At 43.7% G+C, this 13,471-nt stretch carries 14 protein-coding genes; 11 read left to right on the forward strand and 3 right to left on the reverse strand.

Annotation, left to right across the window (positions count from 1 at the left end; translation table 11 throughout):
* On the reverse strand, window positions 1-1,176 hold the full coding sequence (locus tag IGJ12_RS02375) for a betaine/proline/choline family ABC transporter ATP-binding protein (RefSeq protein WP_008376079.1): 1,176 nt from the start codon (window positions 1,174-1,176) through the stop codon (window positions 1-3).
* A 352-nt stretch (window positions 1,177-1,528) separates the two neighbouring features.
* Here IGJ12_RS02375 and queA point away from each other — a divergent pair, with 352 nt between their 5' ends.
* Entirely contained in the window at window positions 1,529-2,560 is a 1,032-nt protein-coding gene (gene queA / locus IGJ12_RS02380; RefSeq protein WP_008376077.1) for a tRNA preQ1(34) S-adenosylmethionine ribosyltransferase-isomerase QueA, read from the forward strand.
* Between the two features lie 450 nt (window positions 2,561-3,010).
* Here the strand turns inward: queA and IGJ12_RS02385 are convergent, their stop codons facing one another.
* Window positions 3,011-3,721 (reverse strand): DUF975 family protein, encoded by a 711-nt coding sequence (locus IGJ12_RS02385; protein ID WP_005227331.1) that lies wholly within the window; start codon window positions 3,719-3,721, stop codon window positions 3,011-3,013.
* A 198-nt stretch (window positions 3,722-3,919) separates the two neighbouring features.
* Between IGJ12_RS02385 and tgt the strand changes: the two genes are divergently transcribed.
* Window positions 3,920-5,065, forward strand: a complete 1,146-nt coding sequence (gene tgt / locus IGJ12_RS02390) for a tRNA guanosine(34) transglycosylase Tgt (protein WP_005227333.1) — start codon at window positions 3,920-3,922, stop codon at window positions 5,063-5,065.
* 82 nt (window positions 5,066-5,147) lie between these two features.
* Window positions 5,148-5,489 carry a preprotein translocase subunit YajC gene (gene yajC / locus IGJ12_RS02395; protein ID WP_005232170.1) on the forward strand — a complete coding sequence of 114 codons (342 nt, stop codon included), beginning with the start codon at window positions 5,148-5,150 and terminating at the stop codon, window positions 5,487-5,489.
* Window positions 5,490-5,620: 131 nt separating this feature from the next.
* Here the strand turns inward: yajC and IGJ12_RS02400 are convergent, their stop codons facing one another.
* Window positions 5,621-6,052, reverse strand: a complete 432-nt coding sequence (locus IGJ12_RS02400; protein WP_005227339.1) for an Hsp20/alpha crystallin family protein — start codon at window positions 6,050-6,052, stop codon at window positions 5,621-5,623.
* 247 nt (window positions 6,053-6,299) lie between these two features.
* Here IGJ12_RS02400 and IGJ12_RS02405 point away from each other — a divergent pair, with 247 nt between their 5' ends.
* From IGJ12_RS02405 to IGJ12_RS02440, 8 genes are all read left to right on the forward strand, one after another.
* Window positions 6,300-7,142 (forward strand): YitT family protein, encoded by an 843-nt coding sequence (locus tag IGJ12_RS02405; RefSeq protein ID WP_005227341.1) that lies wholly within the window; start codon window positions 6,300-6,302, stop codon window positions 7,140-7,142.
* A gap of 26 nt (window positions 7,143-7,168) precedes the next feature.
* Window positions 7,169-7,897: a GntR family transcriptional regulator, LSA1692 subfamily gene (locus IGJ12_RS02410; protein ID WP_016611378.1), complete on the forward strand. Its 729-nt coding sequence runs from the start codon at window positions 7,169-7,171 to the stop codon at window positions 7,895-7,897.
* 25 nt (window positions 7,898-7,922) lie between these two features.
* Entirely contained in the window at window positions 7,923-9,224 is a 1,302-nt protein-coding gene (locus IGJ12_RS02415; protein ID WP_016619682.1) for a Sapep family Mn(2+)-dependent dipeptidase, read from the forward strand.
* 124 nt (window positions 9,225-9,348) lie between these two features.
* Window positions 9,349-10,296, forward strand: coding sequence for a N(4)-(beta-N-acetylglucosaminyl)-L-asparaginase (locus tag IGJ12_RS02420; RefSeq protein WP_086299062.1), 948 nt, complete (start codon window positions 9,349-9,351; stop codon window positions 10,294-10,296).
* Between the two features lie 39 nt (window positions 10,297-10,335).
* Window positions 10,336-10,668, forward strand: coding sequence for a PTS sugar transporter subunit IIB (locus IGJ12_RS02425; RefSeq protein WP_005227348.1), 333 nt, complete (start codon window positions 10,336-10,338; stop codon window positions 10,666-10,668).
* A gap of 68 nt (window positions 10,669-10,736) precedes the next feature.
* Complete coding sequence (gene celB, locus IGJ12_RS02430) at window positions 10,737-12,092, forward strand: PTS cellobiose transporter subunit IIC (protein WP_034872054.1); 1,356 nt, start codon at window positions 10,737-10,739, stop codon at window positions 12,090-12,092.
* Between the two features lie 17 nt (window positions 12,093-12,109).
* Complete coding sequence (locus IGJ12_RS02435) at window positions 12,110-12,628, forward strand: GrdB-related putative oxidoreductase (protein ID WP_005232156.1); 519 nt, start codon at window positions 12,110-12,112, stop codon at window positions 12,626-12,628.
* A gap of 139 nt (window positions 12,629-12,767) precedes the next feature.
* Window positions 12,768-13,259: an NUDIX hydrolase gene (locus tag IGJ12_RS02440; RefSeq protein ID WP_005232154.1), complete on the forward strand. Its 492-nt coding sequence runs from the start codon at window positions 12,768-12,770 to the stop codon at window positions 13,257-13,259.
* The last annotated feature ends 212 nt before the right edge of the window (window positions 13,260-13,471 follow it).

Here is a 13,471-nt window from a genome sequence, read left to right on the forward strand (position 1 = left end):
CTAGACCTCCTCAGTTTCTTCAGGTTTCGCCGACTCAATGGCTTCCATGATCGATGGCTCATCGCCCCAAATCACGTCATAAACGATATCAACTAAGGAAGCACGGGTCAAAATCCCAACTAAATGTTTGTCGGCATCTACTACTGGGACATATTTTAAGCCGCGTTTTAAGATGCGTTGCAAGGTATCCCGCAACAAGGCGGTTTCGCGAACGAAAAAGACATCTTTGTTCAAGATATCGCCGACACTAGTAACTTTGCCACGGTTGCGGTCGATGGATTCGACATCGATGTAGCCTTTTAGCACGTTGCTATTGTCGGTAACAAGCAAGGTATCGACCCGTTTTTCCCGCATCAAGTGAATCGCTTCTTGTATGGATTTTTCTGGTGTGATAGCGATCGGGGTATTTAACATTACGTCTTTGACTGGCGTCGTGTCAGGTTTTGCTTGTAACAAGCGGTCTTCACCGATCAATTCTTCCACAAACGGTGTTGCTGGGTGTTGCAGAATATTTTCTGGTGTATCAAATTGAATGACTTTTCCTTCACTCATGATCACGATACGGCTAGCAAGCTTCAATGCTTCGTCCATATCATGGGTAACGAAGACGACGGTTTTTCCAAGCCGTTCTTGCAAGTCTTTAACCAAATCTTGTAAGGAGTCACGAGTGATTGGGTCTAGTGCGCCAAAAGGCTCATCCATTAAAATGACATCTTGGTCAGCTGCCAAGGCACGGACAACACCGATCCGTTGCTGTTGCCCTCCAGACAATTCGTTGGGGTAACGGTCGAGCATTTCTCGTGGCAATTCCACTAAGTCGATCATGCGCTCGGCAGTTTTGTTGCGTTCTTCTTGGCTGACTTTTAACAATTTTTGAACCAATGTGATGTTTTCCCGAATCGTCATGTGAGGCATCAAACCGATGCTTTGGATCACATAGCCGATTTGACGGCGTAACTCCACTGGGTTGATCTCTGTAACGCTTTTTCCATTGATCAAGATTTTTCCTTTAGAAGGATCCGTCATACGGTTGATCATCCGCATACAAGTCGTCTTTCCGCTACCACTTGTCCCGATGAAGCAAATGAATTCGCCTTTTTCAAAGGAAAGATTCACATCTTCAACAGCGACTTTACCACCTTTGTAAATTTTGGATACCTGCTGAAACTCAATCATGATGTCACCTCTATTTTTATTTAAGCAATCTGAATAATGGCTTATAATCTGTACTAAGTATGCCGAAAAGTCACGTGTTATTCAAATAATCTGCCCATTTTTTTCATAATTGTATAGACAAAAACGAAAATAGCGCCATAAGCAAGTCCAAATTAAGGAGCGATGCATAGAGAAAAGAAGCAGCGAAAATATGTCGTTATTTTTCATTGGGAAAAGGGGTGCTTTTTTGCTGAAGGCCTTAGCAGCAGTCTCTTTATTTTTTTCTAAGAAAGGGCAGAATTAAAAGCTGTTTTTTCAATTTTTATAAAAACATGCTAGAATAGAGAAGAATTTAGGGAAAGAGAGGAACAACATGCTTACAACTGAAGATTTTGATTTTGACTTACCGGAAGAACTGATCGCTCAAACGCCATTAAGTGATCGCTCAAGTTCCCGTTTATTAGTGGTTGACCGCGAGACTGGCAAATTTGAGGACAAGCACTTCTATAACATCATTGATGAATTGGAACCAGGGGATGCCTTGGTGATGAATGATACGCGGGTATTACCAGCTCGTATCTATGGCGAAAAACAAGAAACAGGTGCCCATCTGGAAATCCTTTTACTGAACAATATTGAAGGGGATACGTGGGAAACCTTGATCAAGCCAGCCAAAAGAGCCAAAGTCGGCACGAAGATCACCTTCGGCGACGGACGATTAGAGGCAGTGGTGGAAGAAGAGCTCGATCACGGCGGCCGGATCATTCGTTTTCAATACAAAGGAATCTTTTTAGAGATTCTGGAATCGCTTGGCGAAATGCCGTTACCGCCTTACATCAAAGAACGGCTAGAAGACCCAGACCGCTATCAAACGGTTTATGCCAAAGAAAACGGCTCAGCGGCCGCACCAACTGCCGGCTTGCATTTTACCCCAGAATTGCTAGAGCAGATTGCAGCGAAAGGCGTCAAGCTGGTTTATCTGACTTTGCACGTTGGTTTAGGAACGTTTCGTCCAGTCAGTGTCGATAATATCGCTGATCATGAGATGCACAGCGAATTTTACCGTTTGACAGAAGAAGCTGCCGCACAATTGAACGAGGTTCGGGCAAATGGTGGCAAGATCGTTGCAGTCGGAACGACTTCGATCCGTACATTAGAAACCATTGGGACCAAGTTTGATGGGCAAATCAAAGCCGATAGTGGGTGGACGAGTATTTTTATCACGCCAGGCTATCAGTTTAAAATCGTGGAAGCTTTTTCTACCAACTTCCACCTACCAAAATCAACCTTAGTGATGTTAGTCAGTGCCTTTGCAGGACGCGACCTAACACTTTCTGCCTACCAGCATGCCATCGATGAGCGATATCGCTTCTTTAGCTTTGGCGATGCGATGTTCTTAAAATAAACAAAAAAACTGAGCGACGTAAGCGGCTCTTTAAGTTGAATCAATTTCTCAACTTTTAGAACTGCTTTTTTTGTCGCCCAGCTTACTACTAGAGGAAGGTATAAGTGGTGGTCGCTTTTTGTGGTCCATGCAAAGCAATGTTTCTCGAAAATTTGTTTTCATTTACAAACTTACACATGTTTCGTGTATTCCGATACAAAATGAGACGTATCATTTTTCGATATGGAAATGTTCGATCCTTGTTACGTTTTTCTTCTTGTTACTTTACACGTTTGGTACTAGGTGAAACTTGTACGTTCAACAACTTTTAGTAGATTGAGTTTGCGATATTTACGAAAACCACCAACAGAGTTGCTACCTTCCTTACACTTATACTATAACACGAAACGGAAGCGTTTGCAAAAGAAAACGATTCTTTTCTTCAAAAAAAAAGACCGGCGAACCGATCTTTTAAGCAAGTGCTCGTTTAGGCAGATTGTCATAGAATGCTGCTTTGGTTGCACTGATGTATGGCGTCAACCATAAGTAGCCAATTCCTGCTGTCATGATGGCCAAAATGTGCCAGCCGATGAAGCTCAGATCAAGGATGAACAGTTGACCTTTGTAGCCTTTCATTAAATGACGGCTACCTGTGATGCAGCTGAGAAAATCTGGCCGCATGCCCGTTTCTTCATAGGTATCATAAAAGACAAAATATGCTTGAGAATAAGAATAAGCTTTAATGATCCCAGGAATGATAAACAGGAACGTCCACAACGTCGTGAAAATAGTCGACAGAATATAGATGACGATGATCCCTAACACGAAAGCGCCACTGAAGCCGCGAAAGACATCAGAAAAAGGCTGGATCGATTGCTTCTTACCGCGTAAAATGTCAAGGAAAGTCCAAGAGATCCCAGCACCGAATAAGGCAGAAAATAGACCGCTGATCAAACCGCCACCACTGCCGCTGCCACTTCCTCCTGCGGAATTGACTGCGTCAGTGGAACCAAGATCATTAAACATACCGCTTTGATACAATGGAATAACAGCAAGAACGATAATGACGAGTGCGATAGCGATCGAGATCAAAGTCGGTACAATACACATCAAAACACTGTCTTTCCAGCGGCCTCTCAGGATTGCTTTTGCTTCTGCTTTTAGTTCTCTATTTGATTTCATTTCAAAAAACCTCCCTTCAATATAAATAACATGATAGCAAACTTTCGCTAAATCTTCAAAAAAAAGTAATAGATGTTTCGCATAACTAGGAGAAAATACTCTTAGTTTCTTTAAACTTCCTTGCAAAATGTAAGGGCAACCCTTATCATAGATAGCGTTGCACAGTTAATTGAGTTTAGAGAGAAAGTAGGGAAATGAATGACGGAACCAGCCATTCGTTATCGTCTGATAAAGAAAGAAAAGCATACCGGTGCCCGTTTAGGCGAACTGATCACGCCTCACGGAACCTTTCCAACGCCAATGTTCATGCCAGTCGGCACATTAGCAACGGTTAAAACCCTTGCCCCTGAAGAGTTGAAAGAAATGGGTGCAGGCGTCATTTTAAGCAATACCTATCACTTGTGGTTGCGTCCAGGAGAAGACATTGTTGCAGAAGCAGGCGGCTTACATAAATTTATGAATTGGGATCAACCGATCTTAACAGATTCAGGTGGTTTCCAAGTCTTTTCATTAGCCGAAATGCGCAACATCGTCGAAGAAGGTGTCCATTTCAAAAACCATTTGAATGGGTCGAAAATGTTTTTATCTCCTGAAAAAGCGATTGATATCCAAAACAAATTAGGATCAGATATCATGATGAGTTTTGATGAGTGTCCGCCATTTGATGAAAGCTATGACTACGTCAAAAAATCGGTGGAACGGACGTCTCGCTGGGCAGAACGTGGCTTGAAAGCTCATGCCAATCCAGATCGTCAAGGCTTGTTTGGGATCATTCAAGGTGCAGGCTTTGAAGACTTGCGCAAGCAAAGTGCCCAAGACTTGATTAGTATGGACTTCCCAGGGTATTCTATCGGTGGCCTGTCAGTTGGCGAACCAAAAGCGGAAATGAATCGCGTGTTGGAATTTACGACCCCTTGGATTCCAGAAAATAAACCACGTTACCTAATGGGCGTTGGGGCAGCCGACTCCTTGATCGATGGCGTGATTCGCGGTGTCGATATGTTCGACTGCGTTTTACCAACACGGATCGCAAGAAACGGTACCTGTATGACTTCAAAAGGTCGTTTAGTCGTGAAAAATGCGCAATATGCCCGTGACTTTCGACCAATTGACGAGAAGTGTGATTGCTATACATGTAAAAACTATTCTCGTGCGTACATCCGCCACTTGATCAAATGTGATGAAACCTTTGGTATGCGTTTGACGTCTTACCACAATGTCTACTTCTTATTGAATCTGATGAAAAATGTCCGTCAAGCCATCATGGACGACAACTTGTTGGAGTTCCGTGAGCATTTTATTGAAGAGTATGGGTTCAACAAGGAAAATGCGAGGAATTTCTAACATTCTCTACTAAAATGGTGGGAATAATAGAGGAATTCTGATAAAGTATCTTATAGAAAGAAAATAAATCGAGGTGAAAAAAATGGCACAATCTTTACCAATGCTCTTTATGCTGGTTGCTTTAGTGGCAATGTGGTTCTTTATGAGTCGTTCACAAAAGAAACAACAGCAAGAGCGTAAAAATCTTTTAGAAAATATGAAAGCTGGCGATGAAGTCGTAACCATCGGCGGACTCCACGGCGTTCTTTCTGAAGTCAACACAGAAAAAAGCACCGTGATCATCGACTGTGAAGGAATTTTCTTAGAGTTTGATCGTTCAGCGATCCGCACAGTGAAACCTGGAACTGTTGCATCCGTTGAGACACAAATCGAACCAGCTGATGTCGAAGACGCAACGAGCATCCAAGACGAAACCAAAGAATAAGCACAAACGCACCGTCGCTTTCTCAGAAGCGATGGTGCGTTTTTTTAGTAGTCGGACAGTTTCTAAAATAAAACAAGCACCGCAGCAAAACAGAGATCGCTCGTTTTGCTGCAGTGTTTTGATTGCCTTCGCTACTCGATCGGAATCAGTTTCTTTGACGCTTGTTTGCCTTGATCTTTTGGCAACGTCAATTTCAAAATTCCTTCAGCGTAAGAGGCTTTGATTTCATCCTCTTTGACGTTTTCTAACAGGTATTGTCGCCGAACGCTTGTCAAGCTGCGCTCGCTGCGAACCAGACGTCCTTTTTCATCTTCGGTCGCATGATCCGTCTGGTGTTGTCCCGTAATCGTTAAAACCCCATTCTCATAGGTTACTTGAATATTTTCCTTAGGGATGCCAGGCAGTTCTGCTTCAACGAGAAATTCCTTGTCATTCTCGTGAATATCGGTTTTGATCAGGTTCGATGGAAACCCATCAAAAAAACTGCGGCCAAAATCTTCAAAGAAATCAAAAGGTGTCATACTGTATGAATCTGAGCGGCGTGGCACAATCTCATGTGTCATAAGAATCATCCTTTCTTTATTCTTTTGTTTTTACACTTTTTATTTTATTCATTTTTTAGCGAATTTCAAGTGATTTACTCGCTTTAAAAAAATCTTAAAAAACCTTTTATACCAACGTTTTACTCCTTGATTTTGGCGTTTTTTTACATTGCTTTGTTTCCATTTCTGCCTTCATTTCTCCTGCTTTTTTCGCGTGACAGTATATACTTAATGATATATACTAAAAGCGAAGTGGAGGAGGAAAAACATGGCACGTTATAGAAAACGAATGCTTGTTGCTTTGATCTATGCATTGTTGTCGTCGATTGCTTTAAATCTCTTTTGGCTGCCGGGAAATATTTATGCGAGTGGGATCACTGGTTTGTCGCAATTGTTGTCGCAGCTTTTAGACGAGCAGTTGAATCTGCAGCTTTCGATCCCGCTTTTGGTGCTTTTTTTTAATGCGCCATTGTTAGCGGTTGCTTGGGTCAAAATCGATCGAGAATTTACCATCATGACGGTTTGTACCGTCGTCCTGTCTTCTGTTATGATGAAGGTGGTACCGGTCATTGCTTTAACGACCGATCCGGTGATCTGTGCCGTGTTCGGCGGATTGCTGCACGGGGTGTCGGTGGGCTTGACATTGAACGACGATTTTTCAACGGGTGGGCTTGATATTTTAGGGATTTTAGTGAAAAAAGCCACTGGTAGAAGTATCGGCAGTTTCTTTATCGGCTTCAATGTCAGTTTGCAGCTAGCAGCCGGGCTGATCTTTGGCTGGCCCTATGCTTTTTATAGTGCCATTTCCTTCTTCATCAGTGGGCGGATGGTCGACTACGTCAACCTGAAGCAGCGGCGTGTGCAGCTGCTGGTCGTTACAGAAAAAGCAGAACCCGTCATTACGACGCTGCAATGTGCCTTGCAGCGAGGCATCACGGTCATCAACGATGTCGAAGGTGGATTTGATCATCAACAGAAAAAACTATTATTACTTGTCATTTCCCATAGAGAACTCAAGACCGTCGAAGGCATGATCCAAGGAATCGATGAACAAGCGTTTGTCAGTGTTTCTTCTGGCGTCAGTGCCAATCGATCGTTTTATGAATGGTAGCAAAGTGAAAGAAAGTAGGAGAGACGTTGAAAAAACAAGCAGTATTTCAAGAAGTTGCCCAGCAGATTGCGCAACGGGTTCATGAAGGTACGTACGTGACGAGCCAAAAACTTCCTTCCGATTATGATTTAGCAGAGGAATTTCAGTGCAGCCGTTTAACGGTGCGCAAAGCCATCGATCTATTGATTGGCCAGAATTTGTTGGTGAAAGAAAAAGGCAAAGGAACCTATGTCATGAAACAGCCCAAGATCCAAAGCGGCTCCGGCGGCCTTCAAAGTTTTACTGAAACTGCAAAGGTCCAAGGGAAAAAGACCCGTACGGAAGTTCTGCATATCGAAACCGTCAAAGAGCTCCCGATAGAGATTGGTCAGTTGTTTGGTGATTACGCCAAGGAACCGATCGTTTATTTGGTGCGCTTGCGTTACTTTGATGATGAGCCGATGACGGTGGAAAATCTTTACGTACTGAAACGCTATCTGCAAGAAGGCACCGCAGAACTCACGAAAGCTCAATTAGAGTCGTCTTTATATCAAGTCATTGAAGCCAACATCGAGATTGGTTATTCCCATCAAGAGGTGGAAGCTGTGAAAAGTCCTGCCGATATTGCGAAACTTTTACAGGTGCCTCAAGAGGAACCGATGCTTTTGGTCCATTCGATGACCTATTCCGCATCAGCCAAACCGATCTTATACGATACATCCTATTACCGAGCAGACAAATATACCTTCAAAAATACATTAGTTCGTCAAAAATAAAATCAATCCTTTAGAGGTGAAGACAGTGGATCCACTCACAGCAAGTATTGAAGCCAATTGGTCAGAATTTCTCACGCTTTTGAGCGAAGTGATGCAGATTGCAAGCGTCAAAGGTGAGCCGGCGCCCCATGCGCCTTATGGCAAGGGACCACGAGAAGTGTTAGCATACGTCATGGAAAAAAGCGCAGCATACGGGTTTCAAACAACGGTCATTGATGATGCAATCGGCTATGCCCATTGGGGACCAACGGATACCGACTATATCGGTGTGTTAGGACACTTGGATGTCGTGCCGGCAGGTTCTGGCTGGAGCTATCCACCGTTTGCACTAACTGAAAAGGACGGCAACTTTTATGGCCGAGGGATTTTAGACAACAAAGGCCCAATCATCAGCTGTTTGTTTGCCATGAAATTGTTGAAAGACCTTGGTCATCAACCGCAATTACCGCTGCGGATCATTTTCGGTACAGATGAAGAAAGCGGTATGTCGGATATCCCGCATTATCTAGCGGCTGAGCAGCCACCGCGTTTTGGTTTTACGCCAGACTGCAAGTACCCAGTGGTTTACGGCGAACGAGGTGTCGTCAATGTGCAACTTGATTTTCCGTTGCCCGCCCAAGAACAGCAGCTGTTAGCGGCGTTTTCTGGCGATCAATTCCGCGATCATGTGCCAGACCACCTATCGGTAACCATAGGCAGCCAGTCCTTTGAAGCACTAGGCAAACGCTCCCCTAGCAATGCCCCTGAGCTAGGGGACAATGCCATTACAAAGCTTGCCCAGCAAGCAGCACCGCAACTAGCGGCGACACCGTCCTTGCAAGCAGCTTTGCAGTGGATCGCCCAAAGTTTTCACCAGCAGCACTATGGCGAAGGCGTTGATTTGGTACTAGAAGATGCTGATTCAGGAAAGTTGATCTTGACCCCTGTGGTTCTCCAAAAATCCGCCAGTGGACTAGCGTTAGAAGTGGCCTTTCGCTATCCTGTATCGGTAACGGAGGAACAAGTACTCGCTGGGGTGCAAAAGGCATTGCCAGAAGGGGCAAGCCTTACGATCCTTCGCAGCATTCCGGGGTTCTGCCGATCAAAAGATGCCCCCGAAATCCAAACGCTATCGACGATCTATCACCAAGTAACGGGCAATGATCCAACCCCCGTGACCACTACAGGAGCAACCTATGCCCGCAAGATGCCAAATATCCTTGCTTTCGGTCCGTCTTTTCCAGGGCAAAAAGGGATCGCTCATAACCAAGATGAGTACATGGCGGTTGCCGATCTACGGATGAATCTTGAAATTTATCTGCGCAGCTTACAAGCACTGACAAAATAAGCGAAGACGCGAACGAAGAAGAGTTTTTCCAATTTTTTTGAGAAACTCTTTTTTTAGTATAGACATAGTAGTATATACCGTATAGAATATACTTGAAAGCGCTATGAAAAATGGAGGGATATTTATGTGGGGAATGATTGCTACATGGCGGATGGCACACGATGGCGTGCTCGCTGCTAAATCACTATTAGAACAACAAGGCTCCTGCCAAGATGCAGTAGAAACAGCCATTAAAGCAGTGGAAGATTATCCATTTTATAAATCGGTGGGGTATGGCGGGCTGCCCAACGAAGAAGGCGTGTTGGAAATGGACGCTGCCTTCATGGATGGTGATACCTTCAAAATTGGTGCCGTCGCTGGGATCGTCGATGTGGAAAATCCTATTTCCGTGGCACGCCGCCTAAGTGAGGAAAAATTCAATAGTTTTCGGATCGGCCAAGGAGCGGTCGCTTATGCGCTTGCCGAAGGATTCCAGCCCAAAGCGATGCTGACACCGCGAGCCAAAACCATTTGGGAAAAGCGCAAAGCAGAGATCGCTGCCAACAACCTCGATCCCTATGACGGCCACGATACAGTGGGAGTAGTTGCGCTAGATGAACACCAAAGTATGGCAGCAGGAACCTCTAGTTCTGGTTTATTTATGAAAAAAAGCGGTCGTGTCGGCGATTCACCTTTATCTGGTTCTGGTTTTTATGTGGATAGTGAAATCGGCGGTGCCGCTGCCACAGGGTTAGGGGAAGACTTGATGAAAGGCTGCCTTTCCTACGAAATCGTCCGTTTGATGGGAGAAGGGCTAGCACCGCAAGAAGCATGTGATCAAGCCGTTTACGACTTTGAAGCGCGATTGAAGAAGCGCTATGGCAAAGCCGGCGCCTTCTCGCTGATCGCCTTAGATAAACAGGGGCGCTGGGGCGTGGCAACCAATGTAGAATTTACCTTTAGTGTCGCAACCACCAATCAAGCGCCAGCTATTTTTATGGCAACGCCAGGACCTGAGCAGACAACCATGATCGAGCCTATTACGAAAGAATGGTTGGAAGCGTATGAAGAACGAATCAAAGCGCCGGTCTAACAACCGCGATTGAGAAAAACAAACATTGGAGGAATGGATATGGCAACGAAAAAAATCTATTTGTTTTGTGAAGCTGGAATGTCAACGAGTATCATGGTCAATAAAATGATGGAAGTCGTCAAAAAGCACAACATGCCTTTGACGATCGAAGCATTCCCTGCAATCCATGCAGAAGAAAAAGTCGAACAAGAAAAACCAGTTGCTATTTTGTTAGGTCCACAAGTACGACACTTAGATAGCAAAATGAAAGCAACTTTCGAGCCAATGGGGATTCCAGTCGGCACGATCGCAACAGAAGCATACGGCATGATGGATGGCGAACGAGCATTGAAAGATGCCTTAAGCTTGATCAAAAAAGCCAAAGCAAAGTAATAAAAGTGTTGGAGTAACAGGGGACTACGTGTTATCTGCCAGATAGCACGCAGATGGGAGGAAGAAAAATGCAGAAATTTTTAAACTGGTTAGAAAAAGTGTTAACACCGATGGCAAAGACGATTGGTGAAAACAAATATTTGATTGCGATTCGTGATGGTTTCTTATTATCCACACCGTTGTTGATCGTGGGTTCACTCTTTTTAGTCTTGACCAATTTTCCGATTCCAAATTGGAACGAGATGATGAGCAGTTTGCTGGGAGACAACTGGGCAACGATGTTGAATATGCCAGCAACAGCCAGCTTTGACATTATGACGATTTTAGCCGTTGGTGGGATCGGGTATAGTTTGGCAAAACAGTTTAAAGTTGATGCCATGCAAGCAGCCATTATTTCACTCGTTTCTTTTTTTATCGTGACACCATTTACGACCGTTTTCACACCAGAAGGCTCTACGGAAGTGTATGAAGTTGGCAGCCTGCCATTACGGTGGATGGGTTCCAGCGGTTTGTTCTTAGGGATGGTCGTTGCCTTGATTTCCACCAGAATGTTCGTTGCGTTATTACGCAAAGGGTGGACGATCAAAATGCCTGACGGTGTTCCCCCAACCGTGGTGAAATCCTTTGAGGCATTGATTCCTAGTTTTGTGATCGTGACGGTTTTTATGATCGCCAACTGGTTAGCCAACTTGACGTCTTATGGCAATCTCCAAGAGATCCTCTTTAAGTTCTTACAGACACCGTTGTTAAGTTTAGGAAATACTTTAGGTGCCATGATCATAGCTTACCTATTTTTGCATTTTTTCTGGTTCTTTGGGATCAATGGTTCCAGTGTGGTCGGTGCCGTCTTCAACCCTATCTTACGGGCATTATCTATTGAAAACTTAGATGCTTTCAAGAATGGCGCAGAAATTCCTAACATCATCACCGGTCAATTTCAAGACATGTTCGCGACCTTTGGCGGGGGCGGTTCGACATTATCTTTGATTTTAGTCATGATCTTAGTCTGTAAAAGCCAAAGGGTCAAAAAACTATCACAGTTATCGTTAATCCCAGGTATTTTCGGGATCAATGAACCAATCATCTTTGGGTTACCAATCGTCTTGAATCCAGTTCTGCTGATTCCTTTTGCTTTAGTGCCAACGATCAATATTATTATCTCTTACTTCTGTATGGATCTTGGGTTAGTCAACTATACCAATGGAATTCAGCTGCCATGGACCACGCCACCGATTATTTCTGGTTTCTTAGTCAGTGGTTGGCAAGCGGCCGTGTTACAAGTCTTGTTGATCCTCTTAGGAATGGCTATTTATTACCCGTTTATCAAAGTCTTAGATAATCAATATCTAAAAGAAGAAGCGGATGCCGTTGAACAAGAAGAAGAGGAAATCAATTTTGATGATTTCGATTTTGATGATCTGTAAGAAAAGAGGCACCGCTCATGAAAAAAATAATTTTGATTCTCAATCATGTCACTGCAGGGATGGGAAGTGATGAAAATGCTCAGTTGCCGCCAAGCGGCAAAAAAGCTGCCCTTGGTCCAGGTCGAACCTTGAATCCACTTTTTCAAGAGCAAGACGCACAAATCGTTGCAACGCTTTATTGTGGTGACCAATATTATCACGAGCATCAAGAAGAAGTGAATAAAAAATTTGTGGGGTTTGCTAAAAAATTTGACGCCGATGCCGTTCTTTGCGGACCTGCGATGCATTATCCTAATTTTGGCGAAATGGCAGCAGGATTGACGAAAGTATTCAATGCACAAGGAATTCCAGGGGCTGCAGCGATGTCAGAGGAAAACCCAGCAGTGGCAATCTATGCCAAAGATATCTATATCTTGAAGATGCCGAAAAAAGGCGGAATCGGATTGAATGATTCCTACAAAAAGATGGCGCATGTTGTTTCCCAGCTTGCCCACGGGAAGCCTCTAACAGAAGCAGACCAAGAAGATTTGTTTTAAAGAGAAAGACGATCAGCGCTGGCTGGTCGTTTTTTTATGAATCAAGCCAAGCATGTTCGATGTAAGACATAAATCGACTAAGCCTGTTGATGATTTGTTTTGATTTACGTAGAATAGATACAAGTTAGGAGGGATTCGGTTGTACCATACCGCATTTGGAGTATATGGAATTTTGTTTCAAGGCAACTGCTTGGCCGTCATCAAAAAGAAGGCGGGACCTTATCAAAACCGCTATGATTTGCCAGGCGGCAGCATGGAGGCAGGTGAATTGCTGGAAGACACGCTGTGCCGAGAATTTAAAGAAGAAACCGGCATGACCGTCACTAGCTATCATCAATTAGGGGCAATTAATTTTCTTTACCCCTGGCACTATCAAGGAACATCTATGAATAATCACATCTGTGTCTTTTATGAGATTCAAACAACCGTTGGAAGTCTTGAGAAGAATGTTCCTCAATTTACAGGCCAAGATTCATTGGGAGCAGTTTTTTTCCCCATCGAGCAGCTAAATGAACAAAATGCATCACCTCTTGTAATAAAAGCTTGTGAGGTGTTTAAACAGAAGGCATTTACGGCAAGAAGCCAACGCCTAATGAAATGGGATGTATTAGAGGACCCTTCTTATGAATAATCCTTTCAGATCATATGACGTTTGACAGAAAAAGTGAAAAGAGCAGATGATCATATTTAGTAGGGATAAGGTGTTTTCGTAAATCCCTCCATTGTTCAACTTAGCACATGACATTTTTCTTAATAAAAACCGAAACTTTTGTCCACTTCTTTTCCTTAAAAGCTCTTGAAAACGCTTAATTTAAAGGGAGTTTAATAAAACTGTGAAAAAAA

The sequence above is a fragment of the Enterococcus sp. DIV0802b genome, from assembly GCF_050543535.1.
Taxonomy (GTDB): Bacteria; Bacillota; Bacilli; order Lactobacillales; family Enterococcaceae; genus Enterococcus_D; species Enterococcus_D entomosocium.

Coding starts and splice junctions, on each gene's coding strand:
- IGJ12_RS02375 (WP_008376079.1), bottom strand. CDS start 1,176: ATGATTGAGTTTCAGCAGGTATCCAAAATTTACAAAGGTGGTAAAGTC.
- queA (WP_008376077.1), top strand. CDS start 1,529: ATGCTTACAACTGAAGATTTTGATTTTGACTTACCGGAAGAACTGATC.
- IGJ12_RS02385 (WP_005227331.1), bottom strand. CDS start 3,721: ATGAAATCAAATAGAGAACTAAAAGCAGAAGCAAAAGCAATCCTGAGA.
- tgt (WP_005227333.1), top strand. CDS start 3,920: ATGACGGAACCAGCCATTCGTTATCGTCTGATAAAGAAAGAAAAGCAT.
- yajC (WP_005232170.1), top strand. CDS start 5,148: ATGGCACAATCTTTACCAATGCTCTTTATGCTGGTTGCTTTAGTGGCA.
- IGJ12_RS02400 (WP_005227339.1), bottom strand. CDS start 6,052: ATGACACATGAGATTGTGCCACGCCGCTCAGATTCATACAGTATGACA.
- IGJ12_RS02405 (WP_005227341.1), top strand. CDS start 6,300: ATGGCACGTTATAGAAAACGAATGCTTGTTGCTTTGATCTATGCATTG.
- IGJ12_RS02420 (WP_086299062.1), top strand. CDS start 9,349: ATGTGGGGAATGATTGCTACATGGCGGATGGCACACGATGGCGTGCTC.
- IGJ12_RS02425 (WP_005227348.1), top strand. CDS start 10,336: ATGGCAACGAAAAAAATCTATTTGTTTTGTGAAGCTGGAATGTCAACG.
- celB (WP_034872054.1), top strand. CDS start 10,737: ATGCAGAAATTTTTAAACTGGTTAGAAAAAGTGTTAACACCGATGGCA.
- IGJ12_RS02435 (WP_005232156.1), top strand. CDS start 12,110: ATGAAAAAAATAATTTTGATTCTCAATCATGTCACTGCAGGGATGGGA.